Source organism: Pseudomonas huaxiensis (assembly GCF_003231275.1).
Classification (GTDB): domain Bacteria; phylum Pseudomonadota; class Gammaproteobacteria; order Pseudomonadales; family Pseudomonadaceae; genus Aquipseudomonas; species Aquipseudomonas huaxiensis.
This window is the reverse complement of record NZ_QKVL01000033.1, coordinates 45,238-69,947: the sequence shown is the minus strand read 5'-3', so window position 1 is coordinate 69,947 and position 24,710 is coordinate 45,238. Positions and strand designations below refer to the sequence as shown.

Below are 24,710 nucleotides of genomic sequence, written 5' to 3'. Positions count from 1 at the left end.
CCCGGATTACCGGAATCTGATGACCAGCTATAACGCGCTGACTGCTGGCAAGTAAGAAAAATAGTTGGGGTCAATCGCGAGCAAGCTCGCTCCTACAGAGACGGTGATGATGAACCTGTAGGAGCGAGCTTGCTCGCGATGAGGCCCTGACGGGCCTCTTCACTGCTCGCCAGCCACCTCAGCCTCTATCTCCTTCGCCGCCTGCTCGTACGCTTCAACGAACTCCGGGCTCTGGATCCAGGCCGTGGCCGTATCCTGATCCGCCTCGTCCAGCCAGTCGCGATAGGCGCAGAGCACGCCGTAGATGTAGTCCGCCGCAGCATCCTCGCCGTAAGTGCTGACCACCATCGCGAGCAGCGAGTCCGCAAGGAATACGCGGCACATCCTGGTCAAACTGATTTCCTGAGCCTCGTTCATTTCCTCGAACAACTGGTCGTACAGACCGGCGCCCATGGCCGTCGCGAAGAGCTCATCGATGGAGGGCGGGGAGGAATCCTTGTTCTTCGAGATATTGTTGCGCGTCACTCTTTTTTCCTTGGCCTTGCTGGCCGCACGCTTGGCGCGTTTTTGCTGCTTGGCGTTCGAGGCCATCAGAAATTCCTCCTGTTCCGATCAGCCAAACTTCTTCTGCTTCGACACCATCTCCGACGCCGCCACATACGCATCCTGGAACTCATCGCTTTCCAGCCACGCCATGGCCGCTTCTTCCTCGGTGCCGTCCAGCCAGTTGCGATACGCGCAGAAGACTTTGCAGATGTAGTCGCTGGCGTCGTCTTCCTTATGGCCCTTGAGCACCAGGGTCAGCAGCGGGTCGACCATGAATACGGCGATCATCGCTTCCAGGCCGGTGTCCTGCGCCGCTTTCATTTTTTCGAACATGCCGGTGTAGCTGCCGGAGTCCATGGCCTTCTTGAACACCTGCTCGACGCTGGCGCTGGACCCCTCGCCGCCGCTCTTCACCGCCTGACCGCTGCGCACCATGCGGTTTTCGCGGGCTTTGCTGGCGGCGCGCTTGGCGCGTTTCTGTTGCTTGGTGTTAGAGGCCATCGGTGTTCCTTTGTGCGAAGTCAGTCAAATTCCGCGTATTGAATCGCAGTTGACCGGGAAACCCAAGCCACGAAGCAGTGTCACAGGCGGGTTATCGGACCAACACGAAGGGAATCCCGCATGAAAACCATCGTTGTGCTTAGCCTCGCTGCCGCCGTCTTGAGCGGCTGCGGCAACATTGCTGCGGTCAAATCCTTCAACACGCAGTTTGCTTCGCCTGCCAGTGGCGAGACGGCGCGCCTGCGGGTGATGTCCGACGGGATGGTGCGCGGGGTGCCCGGTTTGGAGTGTGTGGATTGGTACAGCCCGGGTGCGGGCGTGATCATCGTGCCGAACGAAACCTTCGCCCAGCGCAACAATGAAAAGCTCGGCATGCCTGCTGGCAAGCCGGTGCCGGCGGGGTGGGCCACCAGCGAGGTGCGGGTGGCCGCGGGCAAGCCGCTGACCCTGACCTTTCTCGATGGCGGCCGGGCGGTGAGTTATGACCAGAAGAGCACGTGCCTGGGCATGTTCACCTTCACCCCGCAGGCCGGCGCCGATTACGAGCTGGAGCTGCGTGGTTATCGCGGCTGCGGGGTGGACTTCACGCGGATCGATGGCGCTACGCCGGAGCCGGTGAAAGCCACCAAGGCCGAGTATTGCAGCGCCATCGCCAACTTCTGAGGCGTCAGCCCGGCAGCAGCAGCGAGCTGACCCGGCTTTGCAGTTGGGTGTCTTCTTCGTCGCGCAGGTCTTCTTCCTGCTCCCGCGAGGCACGGCCCACCAGCAGCGGATCGGGTTCGTGGGCGACGCGGAAGTCCTTGCCCGGATAGTCGAGGGCGTTGAGGAAGTGGCGGATGCAGTTGATGCGCGCGCGCTTCTTGTCGTCCGACTTGATCACGGTCCACGGCGCATCGGCGGTGTCGGTGTGGAAGAACATGGCTTCCTTGGCCGCCGTGTACTCGCCCCACTTGTCCAGCGACTTGATGTCGATGGGCGACAGTTTCCAGTGCTTGAGCGGGTCGTCGCGACGGGAAATGAAGCGGCGCAGTTGCTCCTCGCGGTTTACCGAGAACCAGTACTTGAACAGCAGGATGCCGCTGTTGCACAGCATGCGCTCCAGCTCCGGGGCCTGGCGCATGAATTCCAGGTACTGCAGCGGGGTGCAGAAATCCATGACCCGCTCGACGCCGGCGCGGTTGTACCAGGAGCGGTCGAAGAAGACCATTTCACCCGAGGTCGGCAGGTGCTGGATGTAGCGCTGGAAATACCACTGGCCCTTTTCCTGCTCGGAGGGTTTTTCCAGGGCGACGATCCGCGCACCGCGCGGGTTCAGGTGTTCCATGAAGCGCTTGATGGTCCCGCCCTTGCCCGCCGCATCGCGGCCTTCGAACAGGACGACGACGCGCTGGCCGGTTTCCCTGACCCAGTTCTGTACTTTCAGCAGCTCGATCTGCAGCGAGTGCTTGGCCTTGTCGTATTCGGCGCGGCGCATGCGCGTGCTGTACGGATAGGTGTGCGGGAGCCTGGCCGACGAACTGTCTTCACTGGTGCCGTGCGGGGCGGTAGCGACTTCGAGGGCGGCTGGGGTGTCCGCAGCGATGTCGGTTTCGACGATCGGGGCGGGCTTGCGAGGGCGGCGATGCGGGCGAGAGGTGTTGGCTTTGTGTGGCGTGGTCTGATGCTGGCCTGCCCCGGATAACGGCTCTGGAAGCGGGAGGGCGGGGGATTCTTCACTCATGGGAGGGGCCTTCTGTTCCTTCGAATGTCCACCTGCCACCTTACATATTCCGGGTGATGGCATATTGATGTCGATCAATGCGCCAGCGGTTTGTAGCGTTTTCGCGTGCCGTGAGTGCGCGCTTTTTCGAGCACAAACAAAAAACCCCTGAATCTTTCGATTCAGGGGTTTTTACGTTGTCTTGGTGCCCAGAGACGGAGTCGAACCGCCGACACGAGGATTTTCAATCCTCTGCTCTACCGACTGAGCTATCTGGGCAACGGGGCGCATTAAAAGGCTTTTTCAGGATTGCGTCAACAAAATTTTGAAAAATTTATTCAATTAATACCGACGCTTACGTTTTACGGGGTCATTCGGCCGGTGGAACGTAGCCTTCGGCCTTTGCGTACTCCTCACCAGAGAAGAACTTGTCCATCTCGCCCTGGATGAACTTGCGGTCTTCGCCGTTCATCATGTTCAGGCGTTTCTCGTTGATGAGCAGGGTCTGGTGCTTCTGCCAGTCGGCCCAGGCCTTCTGCGAGATGTGCTCGTAGATGTCCAGGCCTTTCGGGCCCGGGTACGGTGGGCGCTCGAGGCCCGGCAATTCTTCTTGGTACTTGCGGCACATTACGGTGCGGGTCATGACGACTCTCCTGCAATCAATACGTCGGCCGCGCGTTTGAGCAGCTTCTTGACCGGGGCAGCGAGGCCCAGGCGCGGCGGGGTGGCGAGGTTATACCAGAGCCAGTCAGCCTCGGCCACGTGCGAGCCCTGTTGGCCGACGCGTACCAGCCACGGCTCGATGGCCAACTGGAAATGGCTGAAGGTGTGGGTCAGGCCGCTGAGTGCGTGGCGGGTTTCGATGTTGAGTTGGTGCTGGTCGGCCAAGTGTTCGAGGTCGTCCAGGTTGTCCAGCTCCGGCAAGCTCCACAAACCGCCCCACAGCCCGCTGGAGGGCCTTCGGTAAAGCAGGATGGCGCCCTCGTCGTTGGCGAGCATCGGCATCAGCGTGCGCTTTTGTGGCAGGGCCTTGCGCGGCTTGGGCAGCGGGTAGCGGATCTCCTGGCCGAGCATGTGCGCTTCGCAGCCACGCTCCAGCGGGCACAGCAGGCAACTGGGCTTGCTGCGGGTGCAGAGGGTGGCGCCGAGGTCCATCATCGCCTGGGTGTAGTGGTTGACCCGCGCGTGCGGGGTGAAGCGCTCAGCAGTGGCCCACAGCGCCTTGGCCACCTTCGGCTCGCCGGGATAACCCTCTTGTGCGGTGTAGCGGGCCAGCACGCGCTTGACGTTGCCGTCGAGGATCGGCGCGCGCAGGCCCATGCTGATGCTGGCGATGGCGCCGGCAGTGGACAGGCCGATGCCCGGCAGGTCGGTGAGTTTTTCCACGTCACGGGGGAATTCACCGCCGTACTGCTCGACAACGATCCGCGCGGTCTTTTGCAGGTTACGTGCGCGGGTGTAGTAGCCCAGCCCCGTCCACAAGTGCAGCACTTCGTCCTCGGGCGCCGCAGCCAGAGCCTGGACGTCCGGCAGGGCGTCCATGAAGCGGCTGAAGTAATTGAGCACGGTGCTGACCTGGGTCTGTTGCAACATGATCTCGGAGACCCACACCCGGTACGGGTTGATGCCCTGTTGCCAGGGCAGGTCGTGGCGACCATGGCGGTCGTACCAATCCAGCACGGCGCTGGAAAACTGCTCGGGGTTCATCGTTTGAACAGGCCTTTGAGTGCGTCTTTCAGCTCGGGACTGACCTTGTCGCCAAGCTTCTCGTCGAGTTTTTCATTGAGTTTTTCGTTGATGCGGTTGCCCAGCACCTGGCCGGCCAGCTTGCCGACGCCGTCCTTGTCCACGCGGCAGGCGCGGGCGCCCAGTTCCAGCGGACCACGGCAGCGCAGCGGGAATTCCAGGCCGGCGAAGCGTTCGTTGACCTGGCAGGCCGGGTCCGGCATGTCGCGTTTGTCGCCTTCGACGATGACGCCGATGCGGTAATCCATGCCCAGCACGCGCAGGTCGAGGTCGCCGTTGCCGTTGACGGTCAGGCCGGGGATGCGGATTTTCAGGTCCGGGTTGCTGGCCACGCCGTTGCGCAGTGTCAGGTTGCCTTTGAGCTCCTGGAATGGCGTGTCCTTGCCGCGTGGTTCGCCGCTCAGGGTCTTGCGATTGAGCGTGGCGATGCCCTGGCAGAGCTGCTGTTCAAGGTTGGCGTCGACCAGCACGCCGTTGTTGATGACGAAGCTGGCGTTGCCGTTGAGGGTTTCGATCAGACCCTTCTGGCTGTTGCCGCTGGCGGTCAGGTCGCTGTTGAGGCTGAGCAGGCCCTTGACCGGCGGGTTGTCGCCGTCGTGCTTGATGAAGTGTTCTACCGGCACGCGGTTGATCTTGCTGGTCAGGCCGATCTGCGGCACCTGTGGGCGCACGTCGAGGGTACCGTGGGTTTCGAAGTCGCCGTTGTAGAGGCCGCCTCGCAGGGTTTCGAGGGTGATCAGCCCGCCCTGGCCGTTGGCCTTGAGTTCAGCGTTCTGGATCGGCAGCTTGTTCAGGGTCAGCTCGCCGAAGTTCAGGCTGGCTTGCAGGTCCAGTTCGCGCAGGCGGTCCACCGGCAGCAGCTTGTCACTGCTCCAGGCCACCTGGGTCGGGGCGTCTGGCAGCGGCGTGGTGCCGGAGCCGGCGAGGGCGCTGACTTCGTTGCCCTTGACCTCGGCCTGGCGCGCGGCGGTGGCGCTGGTGGCCGCTTCGCTCTTGGCCAGCAGGTAGCGGTCGGCGTTGAACTTGTCGTTTTTCAACTGGATGCGCAGGGCCTTTTTGGCGAAGTCTTCCACGGCCAGGCGGCCGGTGAAGGTGCTGGCGTCGAGCTTCATTGCCAGGTCTTCCAGGGCCAGGTTGTTCTTGCTGCCTTGCAGGTGACCGACCAGTTCGAAGCTGGTCAGGGTGGTCGGGTCGTTCATTGCCGGCAGCTCGACGCCGACGCTGTCGAGGAACTTGCGCAGGTCGAGCTGGGCGATGGACAGGCCGCCGCTGATCTTCGGCTCTTTATCCAGCTCACGCACGCTCAGTTCTCCGAGGGCGCGGAGCTGGTTGGCGGAGAGTTTCAGGCCATTCCATTCGGCGACGTTGGCGGCCAGATCGGCAAGCAACTGGCCTTGTGCGGAGAACGTCACGCTCTTCTGTTGCAGCGGCTCACCAGACAGTTCGCCGGTGAGCTTCATGTCTTCGAACTGGTAGCGCTTGAGGGCGCGGTCGAAGCGCCCCTCGCCGGCGAGTTCGATGCGGGCGCGCAGTACCGGCTGGCCGGAACTGAGGAAGGCGGTCATTTTCAGCGGGATGTTGATCCCTTCATGAATGGCTTCGGTGCTCAACTGGATGCTTTCGGCGCTGAAGCTCTGGCCGCTGCGGGCGTCGCTGTACTGCACCCGGGCGTTGTTCACGGTAAGGCTGTCGATATCCAGTTTCACCGGACGTTCGCTGGCGACCGGCTTGCTCTCGGTCTGTGCCGTGGTGGCAGGTGCCGTTTCTGCCGTCGCGGCCGGGGCGTTGGCGGGCAGCGGCTTGCCGATATCTTCCCAGTTGCCGTGGCCGTTTTCGTCGCGGGCCAGGCTCAGGTTCAGCCCTTCCACACGCACATCACTCATCTGCACTTCACGGCGCAGCAGCGGCAGCACGCGCACCGACAGGCCGAGCATTTGCAGATCGGCGAACGGTTCGGTGGGCTTGTTCAGCGTGGCAATGCTCGCCTCGTGCAGCTCCAGGCCAAGCCAGGGGAACAGGCTCCAGCCGATGTCGCCATTGAGGGTCAGCTCGACATGAGCTTTGTCGCGAGCCAGTTGGCGGATCTCGTCTTTGTAGTCGTTGGGATCGAAGAGGTGGGTCAGGGCGAAACCGCCGGCCACCACGATCAGCAACAGCCCGAGAACCACCAGTCCCAGGATTTTGCCAAACGCTTTCATGGGCGAGTCCTTGTAGTCCGATGTCTGAAAATTCAGCCGCAGAGTATAGCCCTGTGACGTTGGCCGCCGCGATTGGTCTGCGGCGAGGGGATTTCGACGGCGCTTGTCGGTGAAAGTGTCAGTTGCGGTGAAAAACGCGATATCAGTTTGATAATTGTTAGCCAGCTAAATGCTACTCTTTTGCTGTTCCCGGGTCTTGCTGCGACGGATTGTCGCGACGAGGTCGGCTGCCCTCAAAACACGACTCGTTGCCTGCGTGCGCCAAAGTCGAGGGGTATCCGGTTCGGCCCGCGAGCCACACCTATCTACGAGGGCAATAATAATGAGCAGCATCACCGCGGGGGCCGTGGGCGGTACGCCCGGCTTCCTTTCCAAGGAGCGCATCGTCGCTCGACCTGGCTTCAATCGCTGGCTGGTTCCACCGGCCGCCCTGGCGATCCACCTCTGCATCGGCATGGCCTACGGCTTCTCGGTGTTCTGGCTGCCGCTGTCCAAGGCGATCGGCATCAGCACCCCGGTAGCCTGCGCGCCGGATATGAGCTTCTTTGCGCAGATGGTGTCTTCCACCTGCGACTGGCCGATCTCCATGCTCGGCTGGATCTACACCCTGTTCTTCATTTTCCTCGGCTGCTCGGCGGCGATCTGGGGCGGCTGGCTGGAACATGCCGGGCCGCGCAAGGCCGGTGTGGTATCGGCGCTGTGCTGGTGCGGCGGCCTGCTGATTTCCGCGTTCGGGGTGTACACCCACCAGATCTGGCTGATGTGGCTGGGCTCGGGGGTGATCGGCGGTATCGGCCTGGGGCTGGGCTACATCTCGCCGGTTTCGACCCTGATCAAGTGGTTCCCGGATAAACGCGGCATGGCCACCGGCATGGCGATCATGGGCTTCGGCGGCGGCGCCATGGTCGGCGCGCCGCTGGCTGCAGCCCTGATGAACCACTTCGCCAGCCCTGAAGGCGTTGGCGTCTGGCAGAGCTTCGTGGTGATGGCGGTGATCTACTTCATCTTCATGATCGGCGGCGCTTTGTCTTACCGCGTGCCGCCTACCGGCTGGAAACCGGAAGGCTGGGTCGCACCGGCGAAGAAAGCCAGCAACGCGATGATCACTCACCGCCACGTGCACGTCAGCGTGGCGTGGAAGACTCCGCAATTTGCGCTGATCTGGCTGGTGCTGTGCCTGAACGTATCGGCCGGTATCGGCATCCTCGGCATGGCTTCGCCGCTGTTGCAGGAAGTGTTCGCCGGCAAGCTGCTGGGCAACAACCTGACCTTCAGCGAACTGGACGCCACCCAACTGGGCCAGATTGCGGCGATCGCTGCCGGCTTCACCGGCTTGCTCAGCCTGTTCAACATCGGCGGGCGTTTCTTCTGGGCGTCGTTCTCCGACTACATCGGTCGCAAGAACACCTATTTCGCCTTCTTCGCGCTGGGCTTCGCCCTGTATTCGCTGGTGCCGAACATGGGCCACCTGGGCAACATCGCCCTGTTCGTGGCGGCGTTCTGCATCATCCTGTCGATGTACGGTGGTGGTTTCGCCACGGTGCCGGCGTACCTGGCCGACCTGTTCGGCACGCAAATGGTCGGCGCGATCCACGGCCGGTTGCTGACTGCCTGGGCGGCGGCGGGCGTGCTGGGGCCGGTGCTGGTCAACTACCTGCGCGAGTATCAGTTGAAGATCGGGGTGGAGCGGGCCGCGGCCTACGACATCACCCTGTACATCCTCGCTGGCCTGCTGGTGCTGGGTTTCCTCTGCAACGCGCTGGTGCGTCCGGTGGCGGACAAGTACTTCATGACCGACGCGCAACTGGCTGCCGAGCAGGCGCTGGGCCATGACAAGGGCGCTGACAACAGCACCGTCCTCGAATGGCATGCCTCGCCGGGCAGCAAGCCGCTGGTGATCGCGGCGTGGCTGGCGGTGGGGATTCCGCTGGCGTGGGGTGTGTGGGCGACCTTGCAGAAGACGGCTGTTCTGTTCCACTGATTGGGTTTTTGGGGCCCATCGCGAGCAAGCTCGCTCCTACGAAATGTCTCCCGTAGGAGCGAGCTTGCTCGCGATAGCTCGCAACGCGGGCCCCGAACACACCCACCGCATGTCATGTTCGTTTCAAGATGCGACGTTCTGGGCCTATAATGACCGCCTTTTTCGCCTAATGATTTTGCGGAGCTGGTGATGGTCGAACGTAAGGCATCCGTCGAGCGCGATACTCTGGAAACCCAGATCAAAGCCTCGATCAACCTGGATGGCACTGGCAAGGCCCGATTCGATATCGGCGTGCCTTTTCTCGAGCACATGCTGGATCAGATCGCCCGACACGGGTTGATCGACCTGGACATCGAGTGCAAGGGTGACCTGCATATCGACGATCACCATACCGTCGAGGACGTCGGTATCACTCTCGGCCAGGCCTTCAACCAGGCCATCGGTGACAAGAAAGGCATCCGTCGCTACGGTCACGCCTATGTCCCGCTGGACGAAGCGCTTTCGCGAGTGGTCATCGATTTCTCCGGCCGTCCAGGCCTGCAGATGCACGTGCCGTACACCCGCGCGAGCGTCGGCAACTTCGATGTGGACCTGTTCCAGGAGTTCTTCCAGGGCTTCGTCAACCACGCCAACGTCACCCTGCACATCGACAACCTGCGCGGGCACAACACCCACCACCAGATCGAAACCGTGTTCAAGGCTTTCGGCCGCGCGCTGCGCATGGCCGTCGAGCTGGATGACCGCATGGCCGGGCAAATGCCTTCCACCAAAGGTTGCCTGTAATGCAGACCGTCGCCGTAATCGACTATGGCATGGGCAACCTGCACTCGGTGTCCAAGGCCCTGGAGCACGTGGGCGCCGGTAAGGTACTGATCACCAGCGATGCCGCAGTGATTCGCGAAGCCGACCGGGTGGTGTTCCCCGGCGTGGGCGCGATGCGCGACTGCATGGCTGAGATCCGTCGCCTGGGCTTCGATGCTCTGGTCCGTGAAGTCAGCCAGGACCGTCCGTTCCTCGGCATCTGCGTCGGCATGCAGGCCCTGCTGGAGCACAGCGAAGAGAACGACGGTGTCGATGGCATCGGCCTGTTCCCCGGCAAAGTGCGCTTCTTCGGCAAAGACCTGCATGAAGACGGCGAGCATCTGAAAGTGCCGCACATGGGTTGGAACCAGGTCAGCCAAAGCGTCGACCACCCGCTCTGGCACGACATTCCCGATGAGGCACGTTTCTACTTCGTGCACAGCTACTACATCGAGTCGGGCAAGCCATCCCAGGTGGTCGGTCGCGGTCACTACGGTGTCGATTTCGCTGCCGCACTGGCTGAAGGCTCGCGCTTCGCCACCCAGTTCCACCCGGAGAAGAGCCATACCCATGGCCTGCAATTGCTGCAGAACTTCGCTGGCTGGGATGGGCGCTGGTAATGAGCCGCTCCAGTAACAAGGCACCCACGATCACCCTCACCCCCGAGCAGGAGCGTGAGGCGCTGAGCACCCTCAAGCGTTTTCTCGAAGACCGCTTCGAATTGCAATTGGGGTCGTTCGAGGTGGCCGAGGTGCTGGAGCTGTTCAGCAAGGAAATTGCGCCGCATTACTACAACAGGGCGATTTTCGATGTTCAGGCGCATCTCAAAGAGCGCTTCGAGAGCATCGAAAGCGACCTGTGGTCGTTGGAAAAAAGCTGAAAGCTGCAAGTTTCAAGCTGCAAGCCAACGCTGGATCGCCTACCGAATAAACGACGCGCATTGCTCGCAGCTTGTCGCTTGCAGCTTGCCGCTTGAATTGACGAAGGAAAGAGAATGCTGATTATCCCCGCTATCGATCTCAAGGACGGTGCTTGCGTACGTCTGCGCCAAGGCCGCATGGAAGATTCCACCGTTTTCTCCGACGACCCGGTGAGCATGGCCGCCAAATGGGTTGAAGGTGGCTGCCGCCGTCTGCATCTGGTCGATCTGAACGGTGCCTTCGAAGGCCAGCCGGTCAACGGCGAAGTGGTTACCGCCATTGCCAAGCGCTACCCGAACCTGCCGATCCAGATCGGCGGCGGTATCCGTTCGCTGGAAACCATCGAGCACTACGTCAAGGCCGGCGTCAGCTACGTGATCATCGGCACCAAGGCGGTCAAGCAGCCTGAGTTCGTTGCCGAAGCCTGCCGTGCCTTCCCGGGCAAGGTCATCGTCGGCCTGGACGCGAAAGACGGCTTCGTCGCCACCGACGGCTGGGCCGAAGTCAGCTCGGTGCAGGTCATTGACCTGGCCAAGCGTTTCGAAGCCGACGGCGTCTCCGCGATCGTCTACACCGATATCGCCAAGGACGGGATGATGCAGGGCTGCAATGTGCCCTTCACCAAGGCCCTGGCCGAAGCCACGAAGATCCCGGTGATCGCTTCCGGCGGCATCCACAACCTGGGCGACATCAAAGCCCTGCTCGACGCCAAGGCTCCGGGAATCATCGGTGCCATCACGGGCCGGGCGATCTACGAAGGCACCCTGGATGTCGCCGAGGCGCAAGCCTTCTGCGACACCTACTGATTAGCCCCAAGCTCCAAGCCGTAAGCTGCAAGTAAAAGCGCGACTGCGATCTGCTTTCTCTTGTGGCTTGAAGCTTGAAGCTTGCAGCTGAGGATTCTTTATGGCCCTGGCCAAACGCATCATCCCTTGCCTGGACGTGGACAACGGCCGGGTCGTGAAGGGCGTCAAGTTCGAGAACATCCGTGACGCTGGCGACCCGGTGGAAATCGCCCGTCGCTACGACGAGCAGGGTGCCGACGAAATCACCTTCCTCGACATCACCGCCAGCGTCGATGGCCGTGACACCACGCTGCATACCGTCGAGCGCATGGCCAGCCAGGTGTTCATCCCGCTGACCGTGGGCGGTGGCGTGCGCACCGTGCAGGACATCCGTAACCTGCTCAACGCCGGCGCCGACAAGGTGTCGATCAACACTGCGGCGGTGTTCAACCCGGAGTTCGTTGGCGAAGCGGCAGCGCATTTCGGTTCGCAGTGCATCGTCGTGGCGATCGACGCCAAGAAGGTTTCCGGGCCGGGCGAAGCGCCGCGCTGGGAGATCTTCACTCACGGCGGCCGCAAGCCTACCGGGCTGGACGCGGTGGAATGGGCGAAGAAGATGGAAGGCCTGGGCGCTGGTGAAATTTTGCTCACCAGCATGGACCAGGACGGCATGAAGAGCGGCTTCGACCTCGGCGTCACCCGGGCCATCAGCGACGCGCTGGGTATCCCGGTGATCGCATCCGGTGGCGTGGGCAACCTGCGGCACCTGGCCGACGGCATCCTTGAAGGTCATGCCAGCGCGGTGCTGGCGGCGAGCATCTTCCACTTCGGCGAGTACACCGTGCCAGAGGCCAAGGCTTACATGGCGCAGCGCGGGATTGTTGTTCGCTGATTCAGGACCGCGTTGAGGCTTTATCGCTGGCAAGCCAGCTCCCACAGGATCGGCATGTACCGGACATTGTGGGAGCTGGCTTGCCAGCGATGAGGCCCTCAGCAGCCCCCAAATCTCCAGGCCTCTCGAATGCTCACTCGACTCCTGTTCCTCCTCTCCCTCGCAACCCCAGCCCAGGCCACCGAACCCCTGGTCCTGCTCACCGAAAACTTCCCGCCTTACAACATGTCCACCGACGGCAAGAGCTTCGCGCGCGAGCCGGAAATCCAGGGCATTGCTGCCGATCTGGTGCGGGAGATGTTCCGTCGCGCCGAAGTCCCCTACAGCATGACCCTGCGCTTCCCCTGGACGCGGGTGTATCAGCAGGCCAGGGACATCCCGAACCACGGCGTTTTCGTCATGGCCCGCCAGCCGGACCGCGAGAACCTGTTCAAGTGGGTCGGCCCGTTGGGCCCGGATGACTGGGTGCTATTGGCGAGCCAGGGCAGCAAGATCCAGCTGGATAACCTGCAACAGGCCAAAGGCTTGCGCATCGGCGCCTACAAGGGCGATGCCATTGCCGAAAGCCTGGCCAGGAGCGGCCTGAAGCCGGTGCTGGTCCTGCGCGATCAGGACAACGCCCGTAAGCTTTCCAGCGGCGAAATCGATCTCTGGGCCACCGGCGACCCTGCTGGCCGCTACCTCGCCCGGCAGATCGGTATGACCGCATTCAAGACGGTGCTGCGCTTCAACGGCACCCAGTTGTACCTGGCGCTGAACAAGCAGGTGCCGGATGAGGTGGTGAAAAAACTTCAGGACAGCCTGGAGCAGATGCGCGAAGAAGGCTTCGTCGAGGCCACCTTCGCCCGCTACCTGTAAACCCCGCCCTTGCCGTGCGCCGGCATGGCGCGGTTGCTGCGCAGGGCGATCATCTGGCGCAGCTCGATCAGCTCCACACCCTGGGCCTTGAGCCGCGGCAACTCACGCTCCAGCACCTCAAGCGTCTGTGGATAAGGGTGGCCGATTACCACGGCGGTGCCCTGCCGGCGTGCCAGTTCCACCGCCAGGCGTAACTGCCCGGTGATGGCTTCGGTGGTGCGTACATCATCCAGGAACACATCCCGCGACACGCTGGCCAACCCCTGCGTCTGCGCCTTGGCCGCCGCCACGGTGGCGGCGCTGGTGCGGCTGTCGACGAAGAACAGATCGCGGCGTTGCAACTCGCCCATCAACCAGGCCATGGCTTCAGGTTGCGCGGTCATGCGGCTGCCCATGTGGTTGTTGAGACCCGCGGCGTAAGGCACCCGCAGCAGGGCGGCGTTCAGGCGTTTTTCCAGTTCTGGCATGGGCGTGCCCGGATGCCAGGCGTAAGGGCCGGTCGCCGGGTCCATGGGCATGTGCAGAATCACCGTGCGTCCGGCGTGGTGGGCCTGGCGGGCGAAGTCGGTGGCGTGGGGTGTGTCCGGCATGATCGCCATGGTGACGGGGCCGGGGAGGGCGAGGGTGCGGGCGTCGCGGTCGGGGCTCTGGCCAAGGTCATCGATGATGACGCTCAGGTATGCCCGCTGCGGCTGGACCGGCGCCGCAAGGGCGGCGCCGGTCAGCAGGCAGAGCAGGGTGAAGAGGAGCGTGCGCATCACTTGTCGCGGGTGATGCTCAGGCCCTTGAGCAGGCTGAGGGCCTGGCTGAGCTGGTAGTCATCGTCCTGCGGACGTGCCTTCTTGCCCGTCTTGCCGGTGGCCTTGCTGGTCGAAGGCCGGTCGGCGCCGCCGTTGCCGTTGCCGAGGTGGCCCTGCAGGTCGGCTTCCTTGAAGTTTTCGGTGTCCTGCTCGCTGGTGATCTTCGCCTGGCGCACTTCGATGTCCGGGACAATGCCCTGGGCCTGGATCGAGCGGCCGTTGGGCGTGTAGTACAGCGCGGTGGTGATCTTCAGCGCGCGGTCGTTGTTCAGCGGCAGCACGGTTTGCACAGAGCCCTTGCCGAAGCTGTCGGTGCCCATCAGCACGCCGCGTTTCTGGTCTTGCAGGGCGCCGGCGACAATCTCCGAAGCCGAGGCGCTGCCGCCGTTGATCAGCACCACCAGCGGCACGCCTTCGCTGGCGTCGGCCGGGTCGGCGGAGAAGCGCAGCTCGGAGTTGGCGATGCGGCCCTTGGTGTAGACGATCAGGCCCTTGGTCAGGAAGTGGTCGGCCACTTCGACCGCCGATTGCAGGACTCCGCCCGGGTTGTTGCGCAGGTCGAGGACCACGCCGCTGAGCTTCTTGCCGTTGTCCTTGCGCAGCTTGGCCAGGGCCTTGCCGACTTCCTCGCCGCTCTTGACCTGGAACTGGGTGATGCGGATGTAGCCGTAGCCGTCTTCGAGCAGCTGGCTCTTGACGCTCTTGACCTGGATGACCGCGCGGGCAATGGTCACGTCGAATGGCGTGCCGCCGTCGCGGACCAGGGTCAGGGTGATCTTCTCGCCGATCTTACCGCGCATCTTGTCGACGGCTTCGGTCATGGTCTGGCCGCGGGTCGGCTGGCCGTTGATCTTGACGATCAGGTCGCCGGCTTCGATACCGGCGCGGGAGGCCGGGGTGTCGTCGATGGGCGAGACCACCTTGACGAAGCCGTCTTCCATGCCGACTTCGATGCCGAGGCCGCCGAATTCGCCGCTGGTGCTTTCCTGCAGTTCCTGGAAGTCTTCCGGGCCGAGGTAGGCGGAGTGCGGATCAAGGTTGCTGAGCATGCCCTTGATGGCATTTTCCAGCAGGGTCTTGTCATCCACCGGTTCGACATAGGCCGCCTTGATGCGGTCCAGGACCTCGGCGAAGGTGCGCAGCTCGTCCAGTGGCAGCGGAGCCTTGGCGGTGACCGTCGTCGGTGCGACCGCCGCCGGCTTGGCGGGCTCGGCCGCGAAGGCCAGGGACGCGCCACTGATCAGGGCAACGGCCAGGGCCAGCGAGGTAAGGCGAGGCGAATGCAGCATGTCGAACGAACTCCTGATCCTGTGTGTGCCCCGTATGGAGCATCGCGTCAGCCGCCAGGCGGCCAGCGCGTGAAATAGAGAGGCGAGACCTATCCCTGGCCACGACACCATTGCGTCGGGTCGGTCGGCCGACCCTGCTGGCGGATGGCGAAGTACAACGCCGGGGTGCTCTGGCCACCGCTGTTGCCAACGGTGGAGATCGCCTCGCCGGCCTTGACGATGTCGCCGGCATCCTTGAGCAAGGTCTGGTTGTGACCGTACAGACTGAGGTAACCGTTACCGTGGTCGAGAATGACCAGAAGTCCGGCCCCGCGCAACCAGTCGGCGAACACCACGCGCCCGCCGTGCACTGCATGAACCTGGCTACCGGCCGATGCACTGATCATCACGCCGTCCCACTTGGCCCGGGCATCATCGCCCCGGGTTTCGCCGAAACGCGCCAACAGTCGACCATTGACCGGCCAGGGAAGTTTGCCCTGTGCCGCAGAAAAAGCCCCGCCGTACACCGCGCCGTCGCTGGAAACCAGCGGGCCAGGCGTGCTTTTCGGTTTTTTCGGGGTGTCATCCTTGCTGTCGCTGGCGGCCAGGGCGGCCTCCTGCTGGCGCTTCTTCTCGGCTTCCTGGGCGGCCAGCAGCGCGCGCTGGCGGGCTTCCTCGGCTTCGCGGGCCTGGCGGGCGAGGGTTTCTTCGATGGTCTTGAGCACGCGGCCCAGCTCGGCCTGGTCTTGCTGGCGGGCGGCGAGCTTCTGGTCGTTGTCTTTCAGGGTGCCGTTGAGCCTGGCGAGGATTTCCTGGCGTTCGGCGCGGGTCTTTTCCAGATCCTGGCGCTGGGCATCGAGGGTGCCTTGCTGGACCAGCAACTGCGCCTGCTGGTGGGCGATGTCCTTCTCGACATTGGCCAGTTGGCGCAGGGTTTCGTTGAAGGCACGCAATTGCGCCAGGCGGGCCTGGCTCAGGTAGTCGTAATAGGTCAGGGTGCGGGCGAATTTTTCCGGATTCTGCTGGTTGAGCAGCAGCTTCAGGTATTCCTCGCGGCCGTTGTTCTGGTAGGCGGAGCGGGCCTGAATAGCGATCAGGCGTTGTTGTTCAGTGCGGGCGGACTGGAGGTTTTTCTTTTCAGTGTCGAGGCGCTCCAGTTCGCCCTCGGTCTTTTTTAGTTCTTTTTGCAGGTCCTCCACCTGCTTCTCCAGCTTGCCGATGTCGGTTTCGGTGCCGCGCAGGTCTTTCTGCACGCCGGATTTCTCCTCCTGCAGTTGCCCGAGCTTTTTCTTCAGCTCGGTGATGTCCTGGCGCGTGGCGTCCAGTTGCTGCTGGGTTTGCGCGCGCTCGTCGGCGAAGGCCGGGCCGAGCAGGCAGGTCAAGGCGATAAGGATCAGGGCGCGAAGCATGGAATGGCGATAACCAGGGGATGGAGACTGGCCTAGTATGCCCGCCGTTGACGCCAAAAAAAACGCCCCGAAGCAACTGCTTTGGGGCGTTGGTCTGGAATTCCGGTGATCTTGGGGCTGCTTCGTCAGCAAGCTCGCTCCCACGAGGCCCTGTGGGAGCGAGCTTGCTCGCGAAGGCCTGCGAAGCAGGCCCTCAGGTTCAGGCTTTGACGAGAATCGTGGTGCCGGTCATTTCCTTCGGAATTTCCAGCCCCATCAGCGTCAGCATGGTCGGCGCCACGTCCGCCAGCACGCCGCCTTCGCGGACCTTCAAGTCACGCTTGCCGTAATAGATGAACGGCACCGGCTCGGTGGTGTGGGCGGTGTGCGCCTGGCCGGTGCACTCGTCTTCCATCTGCTCGACGTTGCCGTGGTCGGCGGTGATCAGGGCTTCGCCACCGACCTTGTCCAGCGCCTCGACAATGCGACCGACGCAGCCGTCCAGTGCTTCGACGGCCTTGACTGCGGCGTCGAAAACGCCGGTGTGGCCGACCATGTCGCCGTTGGCGTAGTTGACCACGATCACGTCATAGCGCTGCTGCTCGATGGCCTCGACGATGCGGTCGGTGACTTCCGGCGCGCTCATTTCCGGCTGCAGGTCATAGGTAGCGACCTTCGGCGACGGGATCAGGATGCGTTCTTCGCCTTCGAACGGCTCTTCGCGACCGCCGGAGAAGAAGAAGGTGACGTGTGCGTATTTCTCGGTTTCAGCGATGCGCAGTTGGGTCTTGCCGTTCTTCGCCAGGTATTCGCCCAGCACGTTTTCCAGGCTGCTCGGCGCGAAGGCGGCAGGCGCGGCGATTTTCGCCGAGTACTGGGTCAGGCCGATGTAGGCGGCCATTTTCGGCAGGCGGGCCCGTGGGAATTCGTTGAATTCGGTTTCGACGAACGCGCGGGAAAGCTCGCGGGCGCGGTCGGCGCGGAAGTTCATGAAGATCACGGCGTCGCCGTCTTCGACCTTCACGGCGTCGCCGATGCGGGTGGCTTTGACGAACTCGTCGCTCTCGCCGCGGGCGTAGGCCGCTTCCAGACCGGCAACGGCGCTGTCGGCGCTGTACTCGGCGGCGCTGTCGACGATCAGGTTGTAAGCGGCGCTGACACGGTCCCAGCGGTTGTCGCGGTCCATGGCGAAGTAGCGGCCGATCAGGCTGGCGATGCGGCCCTTGCCCTGCTTGGCGAAGGCGGCGTCAAGCAGCTCGATGGAGGATTGCGCGCTTTTTGGCGGGGTGTCGCGGCCGTCGAGGAAGGCATGCAGGTAGATACGCTCGGCACCGCGCTGGGCGGCCAGTTCGGCCATGGCGACCAGATGATCCTGATGACTGTGGACGCCGCCGTCGGAAAGCAGGCCGAGGATGTGCACGGCCTTGCCGGCACCGACCGCCTTGTCCACTGCGCCGGTGAGCACGGCATTGCTGAAGAACTCGCCATCGCGAATAGCCTTGGTCACCCGCGTGAAGTCCTGGTACACGACCCGGCCGGCGCCGAGGTTCATGTGGCCGACTTCGGAGTTGCCCATCTGTCCGTCGGGCAGCCCGACATCCATGCCGGAGCCGGAGATCAAGCCATGCGGCTGGTTGGCGCGCAGGCGATCGTAGACGGGTGTGTTGGCGGCAAAGATGGCGTTGTACTCGGGGCTTTCGCTGTGACCGAAACCATCCAGGATGATCAGGACCAAAGGCTTGGGCGTGCTCGTCATCAAAATCTACTCACGGTTGTAGATGAGAAAGACCCGCATTTTAGGGCAAATTGGCCAGCCTTGACGAATTCCGCGCATTGGCGTCCCGACGGACAGTACCGGGAAGGTGAGAATTGCTGTCGACAACAGGGGCAAGCAGGCTTTGGCGGCCCATGGCTGCTGTGTATACTGGCCGACATTTTTAACGGCCCGGAACACCCTCCCAATGGTTGCTCACCTGATTGAATTCGCAACAAATCACTATCTGCTGGTTGCCATCTTCGCCGTTCTGCTGGTTTTGCTGATCGTCACCGAAGCACGCAAGGGCGGCCGCAGCCTGAGCAATGGCGAACTGACCGCACTGGTCAATGGCGACAAGGGCCTGGTGATCGACATCCGTTCGACCAAGGAATATTCCGCAGGTCACATCGTCGGCGCCGTGAACATCCCGCAGGACAAGTTCGCCGCACGCATCGGCGAGCTGGAAAAGCACAAGGCGAACAAGACCCTGATCGTGGTCGACAACATGGGCCAGCACGCCGGCGCCGTCTGCCGCGACCTGCTCAAGGCCGGCTTCACCGCCGCCAAGTTGTCCGGTGGTGTGTCGGGCTGGAAAGCTGACAACCTGCCGCTGGTGAAGTGACATGACCCAGGTCACCGTCTACTCCAGCGATTACTGCCCTTATTGCAGCCGCGCCAAGCACTTGCTGGCGAGCAAAGGGGTGGACTTCGAAGAAATCAAGGTCGACGGCAAGCCTCAGGTACGCGCGCAAATGGCCCAGAAAGCCGGCCGTACCTCAGTGCCGCAGATCTGGATCGGCGGCACCCATGTCGGTGGTTGTGATGACCTCTATGCGCTGGAGCGCGCCGGCAAGCTGGATGCCCTGCTCAACGCTTGAATCCAAAACCCTCTAAAGACCCTGCAAAGAAGGATCTGCCATGACTGAGCAACAGACCAACGGCGCCTCGGCTGCCGACGATAGCGCACCACAATTCTCCCTGCAGCGCATCTACGTGCGTGACCTGTCGTTCGAAGCGCCGAAAAGCCCGGCGATCTTCCGTCAGCAGTGGGAGCCGAGCGTTGCCCTGGACCTGAACACCAAGCAGAAAGGTCTGGAAGGCGACTTCCACGAAGTCGTGCTGACCCTGTCGGTTACCGTGAAGAACGGCGACGAAGTTGCCTTCATCGCTGAAGTGCAGCAGGCCGGTATCTTCCTGATCAAGAACCTCGACGGTGCGTCCTTGAGCCACACCCTCGGCGCGTTCTGCCCGAACATCCTGTTCCCGTACGCTCGCGAAGCGCTGGACAGCCTGGTGACCCGTGGTTCGTTCCCGGCGCTGATGCTGTCCCCGGTGAACTTCGACGCCCTGTACGCGCAAGAAATGCAGCGCATGCAGGAAGCTGGCGAGGCGCCTTCGCTGCAATAAGCGATGGTCTTGCTGGAATGAAAAAGCGCCTCTGAAGGCGCTTTTTTGTTTTGAGGCCAGGGCGGGGCTTCGCGCCGAACCGTCGCGATCAGACGAAACCTTGCTGCCGCCAGGCCTCGTAAACAGCCACGGCGACCGTATTGGACAGATTCAAGCTCCGGCACCCCGGTCGCATCGGCAGCCGCAGGCGCTGGCCGCTTTCCAGCGCATCCAGCACCTCCGCCGGCAGACCGCGGCTCTCCGGCCCGAACAGGAACGCATCGCCCGGCTCGAAGGCGACTTCATGAAACGGCTGCGAACCCTTGGTGGTGAACGCAAACACACGCGGCTGGCCAAGGCTTTCCAGGCACGACGCCAGGTCGCTGTGGCGCTTGAGGGTGGCGTATTCGTGGTAATCCAGGCCGGCGCGCCGTAACCGCTTGTCGTCCAGTTCGAAGCCCAGTGGCTCGATCAGGTGCAGGTCGCAGCCGCTGTTGGCGCAGAGCCTGATAATGTTGCCGGTATTCGGCGGAATTTCTGGTTGAAAAAGGATCACGTGAAACATGCACGGCTCCGAGTTTAAAGATGACGCGCATTCTACTCCTGACGAACCGGACCCGCGTTCGAAATCCTGGCCGCGGGTGCTGTTTTCCCTGGCGCTGTTCGGAATGCTGGTGGGCCTGATGATCGGTCGCCTGACCGCGCCCGAACCACGGGTGCTGGAGCGCGTGGAGATCGTCGCCGGCGGGCTGGACCTGTGGTTCAACGAAGAACCCAAGCTGCACGGCGAGATAGTCGAGGGCACGGTAGCGGTGTTGTTCGAAGCGGAAGGGAAGAGCCAGAAGGGCCAGTTGACCTACGACGGTAAGCCGGTGAGCTGGCGGATACGCAAGAGTGATCAGGGGCTGCTGTTGAGTCTGGTGGCGGCCCGTCCACTGCAGGCCCGCTGGGCGGGTGAGTCAGTGGAGGACCGCTGGCGAGTGCAGGTGAGACTGCACGAATAAAAGAGGGGAATCCCCGGCCTGCCTGTACCAAGGTCCCCAAAACTGGAGATGTCTGTATTAATGCAGGCACCGTGCCAACTTCTCGAAACCCTTTGATCGCAAGGGTTTCAGAACATTTTCATGGGTGTGGCGGGTGATTCGCGGGGTTTTTTGCCTTGAGGCGGTGCGTCGCAGGCTATTTCGGTTCATCAATGGGGCATTCGTGCCTTCACCCGGCTGAAACGACTGCGGGGCAGGCCCTCGTCACAGAAACTCTGTGGGAGGTGCCTGCCCCGCGTCATGTTCAGCGGCGAATCAGGATTCTTCGTCGTCCCCGTCATCCGCGCCATCGACCTTCATGCCCAGCTCCTTGATCTTCCGGGTCAGGGTGTTGCGACCCCAGCCCAGCAGCAAGGCGGCATCGCGACGGCGACCCGCGGTGTGCTTGAGGGCCGTCTCGATCATGATCCGCTCGAAGCTCGGCACGGCGCTGTCGAGCAGGCTCGACTGGCCACGGGACAACGCCTGGTCGGCCCATTGGCGCAGCGCCTGTTCCCAGTTGGTCACCGGCACCGCGTCCTGCGGCAGGCTCAGCAGTTCCGGTGGCAGGTCACCGATGTGCACTTCACGGCCGGAGGCCATGACGGTGATCCAGCGGCAGGTGTTCTCCAGTTGCCGCACGTTGCCGGGCCACGGCAGGTTGCGGATGAATTCCTCGGTCTCGGCCTTGAGCAGTTTGGGCTCGACTGACAGCTCCTGAGCCGCGCGGCCCAGGAAGTGGCGGGCCAGGGTCGGGATGTCTTCGCGACGGTCGGCCAGGCGCGGGATATGGATGCGGATCACGTTCAGGCGGTGGAACAAGTCTTCGCGGAACTTGCCGGCCTGGACCAGGGTTTCCAGGTTCTGGTGGGTCGCGGCGATGATGCGCACATCGACCTTGACCGGCACGTGACCGCCGACCCTGTAGAACTCGCCATCAGCCAGCACCCGCAGCAGGCGGGTCTGGGTGTCGGCGGGCATGTCACCGATTTCGTCGAGAAACAGGGTGCCGCCGTCGGCTTGTTCGAAGCGACCGCGGCGCAGGTTGGCGGCGCCGGTGAAGGCGCCTTTTTCATGGCCGAACAGCTCCGACTCCATCAGGTCTTTCGGAATCGCCGCCATGTTCAGGGCAATGAATGGCGCTGCCGCGCGCGGGCTGTGACGGTGCAGGGCGTGGGCTACCAGCTCTTTGCCGGTCCCGGACTCGCCGTTGATCAACACGGTGATGTTGGAATGGCTCAGGCGCCCGATAGCGCGGAACACCTCCTGCATCGCCGGCGCTTCGCCGATGATTTCCGGGGTGCGGGTCAAGGTCGGTGCCACGTCGCCGCCCTGTTGCTCCTGGGCATGCTGGTTCGCGCGCTTGACCAGCGAGACGGCTTCGTCGACGTCGAACGGCTTGGGCAGGTACTCGAAGGCACCGCCCTGATACGAAGCAACCGCGCTGTCCAGGTCGGAGTGCGCGGTCATGATGATCACCGGGAGCCGCGGGTGTTGCTCGCGAATCTGTGCCAGCAGGTCGAGGCCGCTGGCACCCGGCATGCGGATATCGGAAATGATCACATCCGGCTGCTGGCGGGCCAGGCGGCTCATGACGCCATCGGCACTGTCGAAGCTTTGGGTGGTCATGCCTTCCTGTTGCAAGGCTTTTTCCAGGACCCAGCGGATGGAACGGTCGTCATCGACGATCCAGACAGTTTCACTACGGCTCATGAGGAAGCGGCTCCTTGTTCCAGTGGCAGGAAGATCGAGAAGGTGGTGTGGCCCGGATGGCTGTCACATTCGATCAGGCCCTGGTGCTGGCTGATGATGTTCTGGGTGATGGCCAGGCCCAGCCCGGTGCCGTCCGGGCGGCCGCTGACCATGGGATAGAAGAGGGTGTCCTGGAGTTCCGCGGGGATGCCGGGGCCGTTGTCGATGATTTCGATCTTGGCCACCAGGCGATGGCGGATATGGCCGATGGTGAACTGGCGCATGGCGCGGCTGCGCAGGGTGATGCGGCCCAGGCGCAGTTCGTTCTGCGCGCTGATGGCCTGCATGGCGTTGCGCACGATGTTGAGCACGGCCTGGATCATCTGTTCGCGGTCGATCAGGACGTCCGGCAGGCTCGGGTCGTAGTCGCGCACCAAGGTGATGCCGCCCTGGGTTTCGGCCTCGACCAGGCTGCAGACCCGTTCAAGCACTTCGTGGACGTTGGTCAGCGCGAGCATCGGCAGCTTGTTCGAGCCGAGCATGCGGTCCACCAGGTTCCGCAGGCGGTCGGCTTCTTCGATGATGACGTTGGTGTAGTCCTTCAGTCCTTCGTCGGGCAGCTCGCGGGCCAGCAACTGTGCCGCGCCGCGGATGCCGCCCAAGGGGTTCTTGATCTCGTGGGCCATGCCGCGCACGAGCATCTTGGTGGTTTCCTGCTTGGACAGTTGCGCTTCTTCCTTGGTGATGCGCAGCAAGCGGTCGCGCGGATGCACTTCGAGCAGCAGCAGGGTACGGCCACCGTTGAGGATCGGCGTGACGGCGTAGTCGACGGTCAGGCTCTGGCCGGTCAGCGAGGTGAGCATGGCTTCGCGTTTGGTGAACGGATGCGCGTGCTCTACCGCCTGGCGCAGGGAGTGCAGTGCTTCGGTCGATTCGGTGAACAGTTCGCTGATGAACTGGCCGTGGCTGCGCTGGCCGCTGATGGCAAGGAGCATTTCCGCCGCCGGATTCATGTACTCAAGGCGCAGTTCGGCGTTGAGCAGGATGGTGGCGGTGGTCAGGTTGTCCAGTAGTAATCGGTGCAGTGCATCGCTGATGGTCATGTGGCGTCTTTGACCTCTTTTGGCACATTTCGGGCCTGGTGCTAGCCAGGGGTGCGGGCGCTGGTATTCCGCTGATGCGAGGAAAATGCAAAAAGCAAACCAAGGCTCCGAAAAGAAGCGGAATACCCGGAGAATCACCTGAATCTGCCCGAAAAAGGCCAACAAACGCCTAGGCTTGAAGAATTTATGACCCAAATTGGTGTGAGATGCTCAGGTGCATGCGATTGCATGCACCAATATAGAGCATGTGCGGAATCCCGGTCAGGCGTTACACAGATGGGCGCTGGCGCGAATCAAGGCAAGGTTGCGTTGCGGGCTGAGTTTGCGTTGCTCAATGAGCCTGGACGTCATTCGCGCGCAATGCACGGGCCGTTCGCGGTCCAGAGCGGCAAGTTTTTCCAGTAACTCGTCTTGCAGGGCATCCAGGCGGGGGCGTATCTGCGTGGCGAGGTGCATGCGCGGTATGGGCGGAGCGCCACCGTCGGCGAGCCAGCGCGCCAGTACGCTGTATTGAAGCAGCTTGTTGGCTTCGATCTGGTCATCGAAAAAACCATCGGCCCGTTGCTCGCTCAATCCGAACTGCGCCGCTCTGGTGCGCGCATTGACGATCACTTGGCGCTCGCGGGCAGTGGCTTGTACCGGTTGGCCTTTGTCCCATTTGTTCAGGGCGACTGCTTCGGCGAGGTCGAGGCGTTGTTCGATGCCGTCGAGCAGCGATACCAGCGCTTCGGTTCCGGGTTCCTGGAACTGTTCTCTCGAGTCGGCGGCCTGACTCAGCGGCATTCCCTCGCTGCCTGCGTAGAACACCATCAGTTCGGCGGGCTGACTGCCGGTCTTGCCGCGGTGCACGCCGTCGACGATTTCCGCCAGCGCATCACCCGCTTTCAAGCGTAATGATTGCCCGCCGCCTGGCTTTTCGACCAGCAGTTCGCCCGATATCAGGTAGCCGGCATTGGGGATGGGGTGGCGGTGCCAGTCGAGGGTGGTGTGTGCTGGAATGCGGATTTTCAGCAGGGTCAGTTCGGGCTGACCGTCGGGGTAGCGTGTGTACGGTGAGCCGTCCCAGGCCTGCGTGGTACGCAGCAGTACCCGGGAGTCAATGCCGGCGTGGGGGGTTGGAGCTGCACAGGCGACGAGAGGGGTGAGCAACAAAAGTAACGCAGGTAAACGCATCATGCGGGCCTCGATCAAGGGCGAGACAGCATGGGTGAGGTGTTGCGGCGGGGGGATCAGAGCAGGCTTATTCTGGTGTATGAAATGGAGCTTTCTGGATGAAGGTTGTTACTCATTTGTACTGACGCCCCGCTCAGGCCCGAAGCGTATCGCCCCGGACGGAGCAAAAAAAATGCCCCGGCAAGCCGGGGCATT

Annotated in this window: 26 protein-coding genes and 1 tRNA gene; 12 read left to right on the top strand and 15 right to left on the bottom strand. The window is 62.7% G+C overall.

Translation table 11 applies throughout. The features are described from left to right. Positions 1-159 precede the first annotated feature (159 nt). Complete coding sequence (locus DM374_RS25365) at positions 160-591, bottom strand: hypothetical protein (RefSeq protein WP_110972338.1); 432 nt, start codon at positions 589-591, stop codon at positions 160-162. Positions 592-612: 21 nt separating this feature from the next. Next, a complete protein-coding gene (locus tag DM374_RS25360) occupies positions 613-1,047 on the bottom strand; it encodes a hypothetical protein (RefSeq protein WP_110972337.1) in 435 nt (144 codons plus the stop codon). Positions 1,048-1,167: 120 nt separating this feature from the next. Here DM374_RS25360 and DM374_RS25355 point away from each other — a divergent pair, with 120 nt between their 5' ends. After that, a complete protein-coding gene (locus DM374_RS25355; RefSeq protein ID WP_110972336.1) occupies positions 1,168-1,710 on the top strand; it encodes a hypothetical protein in 543 nt (180 codons plus the stop codon). 4 nt (positions 1,711-1,714) lie between these two features. Here DM374_RS25355 and ppk2 read toward each other — a convergent pair whose 3' ends face one another. The 5 genes from ppk2 to DM374_RS25330 all read right to left on the bottom strand — a co-directional run bounded on the left by ppk2 (position 1,715) and on the right by DM374_RS25330 (position 6,690). Further along, a complete protein-coding gene (ppk2, locus tag DM374_RS25350) occupies positions 1,715-2,767 on the bottom strand; it encodes a polyphosphate kinase 2 (protein WP_110972335.1) in 1,053 nt (350 codons plus the stop codon). 182 nt (positions 2,768-2,949) lie between these two features. After that, positions 2,950-3,025: transfer RNA gene (locus DM374_RS25345), tRNA-Phe, on the bottom strand. Between the two features lie 91 nt (positions 3,026-3,116). Then, complete coding sequence (locus DM374_RS25340; RefSeq protein WP_110972334.1) at positions 3,117-3,389, bottom strand: oxidative damage protection protein; 273 nt, start codon at positions 3,387-3,389, stop codon at positions 3,117-3,119. Then, the gene (gene mutY, locus DM374_RS25335; RefSeq protein WP_110972333.1) at positions 3,386-4,453 is read right to left on the bottom strand and encodes an A/G-specific adenine glycosylase; all 1,068 of its coding nucleotides are present in this window, start codon (positions 4,451-4,453) and stop codon (positions 3,386-3,388) included. Before mutY ends, DM374_RS25340 begins: the two co-directional genes overlap by 4 nt. Continuing rightward, complete coding sequence (locus tag DM374_RS25330) at positions 4,450-6,690, bottom strand: AsmA family protein (protein WP_110972332.1); 2,241 nt, start codon at positions 6,688-6,690, stop codon at positions 4,450-4,452. Before DM374_RS25330 ends, mutY begins: the two co-directional genes overlap by 4 nt. Before the next feature lie 319 nt (positions 6,691-7,009). Here DM374_RS25330 and DM374_RS25325 point away from each other — a divergent pair, with 319 nt between their 5' ends. The 7 genes from DM374_RS25325 to DM374_RS25295 all read left to right on the top strand — a co-directional run bounded on the left by DM374_RS25325 (position 7,010) and on the right by DM374_RS25295 (position 12,927). Continuing rightward, entirely contained in the window at positions 7,010-8,671 is a 1,662-nt protein-coding gene (locus DM374_RS25325; protein WP_110972341.1) for an OFA family MFS transporter, read from the top strand. A gap of 189 nt (positions 8,672-8,860) precedes the next feature. After that, positions 8,861-9,454, top strand: a complete 594-nt coding sequence (gene hisB / locus DM374_RS25320; RefSeq protein WP_110972331.1) for an imidazoleglycerol-phosphate dehydratase HisB — start codon at positions 8,861-8,863, stop codon at positions 9,452-9,454. Next, positions 9,454-10,092, top strand: coding sequence for an imidazole glycerol phosphate synthase subunit HisH (gene hisH / locus DM374_RS25315; protein ID WP_110972330.1), 639 nt, complete (start codon positions 9,454-9,456; stop codon positions 10,090-10,092). The genes hisB and hisH overlap by 1 nt, the downstream gene beginning before the upstream one ends. Beyond that, positions 10,092-10,352 carry a DUF2164 domain-containing protein gene (locus DM374_RS25310; RefSeq protein ID WP_110972329.1) on the top strand — a complete coding sequence of 87 codons (261 nt, stop codon included), beginning with the start codon at positions 10,092-10,094 and terminating at the stop codon, positions 10,350-10,352. The genes hisH and DM374_RS25310 overlap by 1 nt, the downstream gene beginning before the upstream one ends. A gap of 114 nt (positions 10,353-10,466) precedes the next feature. Then, entirely contained in the window at positions 10,467-11,198 is a 732-nt protein-coding gene (gene hisA, locus DM374_RS25305; RefSeq protein WP_110972328.1) for a 1-(5-phosphoribosyl)-5-[(5-phosphoribosylamino)methylideneamino]imidazole-4-carboxamide isomerase, read from the top strand. 100 nt (positions 11,199-11,298) lie between these two features. Further along, the gene (gene hisF / locus DM374_RS25300) at positions 11,299-12,069 is read left to right on the top strand and encodes an imidazole glycerol phosphate synthase subunit HisF (RefSeq protein ID WP_110972327.1); all 771 of its coding nucleotides are present in this window, start codon (positions 11,299-11,301) and stop codon (positions 12,067-12,069) included. A gap of 129 nt (positions 12,070-12,198) precedes the next feature. Beyond that, the gene (locus DM374_RS25295; protein ID WP_110972326.1) at positions 12,199-12,927 is read left to right on the top strand and encodes a substrate-binding periplasmic protein; all 729 of its coding nucleotides are present in this window, start codon (positions 12,199-12,201) and stop codon (positions 12,925-12,927) included. Here the strand turns inward: DM374_RS25295 and DM374_RS25290 are convergent. From DM374_RS25290 to gpmI, 4 genes are all read right to left on the bottom strand, one after another. Further along, the gene (locus DM374_RS25290) at positions 12,918-13,685 is read right to left on the bottom strand and encodes a divergent polysaccharide deacetylase family protein (RefSeq protein WP_110972325.1); all 768 of its coding nucleotides are present in this window, start codon (positions 13,683-13,685) and stop codon (positions 12,918-12,920) included. The two genes, DM374_RS25295 and DM374_RS25290, sit on opposite strands and share 10 nt — an antisense overlap. Then, on the bottom strand, positions 13,685-15,016 hold the full coding sequence (locus DM374_RS25285) for a S41 family peptidase (RefSeq protein WP_110972324.1): 1,332 nt from the start codon (positions 15,014-15,016) through the stop codon (positions 13,685-13,687). Before DM374_RS25285 ends, DM374_RS25290 begins: the two co-directional genes overlap by 1 nt. Before the next feature lie 89 nt (positions 15,017-15,105). Beyond that, the gene (locus DM374_RS25280) at positions 15,106-16,404 is read right to left on the bottom strand and encodes a murein hydrolase activator EnvC family protein (RefSeq protein ID WP_110972323.1); all 1,299 of its coding nucleotides are present in this window, start codon (positions 16,402-16,404) and stop codon (positions 15,106-15,108) included. Between the two features lie 199 nt (positions 16,405-16,603). Continuing rightward, entirely contained in the window at positions 16,604-18,139 is a 1,536-nt protein-coding gene (gene gpmI, locus DM374_RS25275; protein ID WP_110972322.1) for a 2,3-bisphosphoglycerate-independent phosphoglycerate mutase, read from the bottom strand. Between the two features lie 205 nt (positions 18,140-18,344). Here gpmI and DM374_RS25270 point away from each other — a divergent pair, with 205 nt between their 5' ends. The 3 genes from DM374_RS25270 to secB are packed head-to-tail and all read left to right on the top strand — an operon-like array spanning position 18,345 to position 19,546. Beyond that, positions 18,345-18,761 carry a rhodanese-like domain-containing protein gene (locus DM374_RS25270; protein WP_110972321.1) on the top strand — a complete coding sequence of 139 codons (417 nt, stop codon included), beginning with the start codon at positions 18,345-18,347 and terminating at the stop codon, positions 18,759-18,761. 1 nt (position 18,762) lies between these two features. Next, positions 18,763-19,017 carry a glutaredoxin 3 gene (grxC, locus tag DM374_RS25265; protein ID WP_110972320.1) on the top strand — a complete coding sequence of 85 codons (255 nt, stop codon included), beginning with the start codon at positions 18,763-18,765 and terminating at the stop codon, positions 19,015-19,017. A 40-nt stretch (positions 19,018-19,057) separates the two neighbouring features. Further along, positions 19,058-19,546, top strand: a complete 489-nt coding sequence (gene secB, locus DM374_RS25260) for a protein-export chaperone SecB (protein ID WP_110972319.1) — start codon at positions 19,058-19,060, stop codon at positions 19,544-19,546. A gap of 88 nt (positions 19,547-19,634) precedes the next feature. Here the strand turns inward: secB and trmL are convergent, their stop codons facing one another. After that, complete coding sequence (gene trmL, locus DM374_RS25255; RefSeq protein ID WP_095155802.1) at positions 19,635-20,090, bottom strand: tRNA (uridine(34)/cytosine(34)/5-carboxymethylaminomethyluridine(34)-2'-O)-methyltransferase TrmL; 456 nt, start codon at positions 20,088-20,090, stop codon at positions 19,635-19,637. On the opposite strand from trmL, the gene DM374_RS25250 reads away from it, so the two are divergent. Further along, positions 20,089-20,529 (top strand): hypothetical protein, encoded by a 441-nt coding sequence (locus DM374_RS25250; protein ID WP_110972318.1) that lies wholly within the window; start codon positions 20,089-20,091, stop codon positions 20,527-20,529. The genes trmL and DM374_RS25250 overlap by 2 nt on opposite strands. Before the next feature lie 294 nt (positions 20,530-20,823). On the opposite strand, the gene ntrC is transcribed toward DM374_RS25250, so the two are convergent. From ntrC to aroQ, 3 genes are all read right to left on the bottom strand, one after another. Continuing rightward, on the bottom strand, positions 20,824-22,260 hold the full coding sequence (gene ntrC / locus DM374_RS25245; RefSeq protein ID WP_110972317.1) for a nitrogen regulation protein NR(I): 1,437 nt from the start codon (positions 22,258-22,260) through the stop codon (positions 20,824-20,826). Further along, on the bottom strand, positions 22,257-23,342 hold the full coding sequence (glnL, locus tag DM374_RS25240) for a nitrogen regulation protein NR(II) (protein WP_110972316.1): 1,086 nt from the start codon (positions 23,340-23,342) through the stop codon (positions 22,257-22,259). The genes ntrC and glnL overlap by 4 nt, the downstream gene beginning before the upstream one ends. A gap of 261 nt (positions 23,343-23,603) precedes the next feature. Beyond that, positions 23,604-24,518: a gamma subclass chorismate mutase AroQ gene (gene aroQ / locus DM374_RS33825; protein WP_225422587.1), complete on the bottom strand. Its 915-nt coding sequence runs from the start codon at positions 24,516-24,518 to the stop codon at positions 23,604-23,606. Positions 24,519-24,710: the final 192 nt, after the last annotated feature.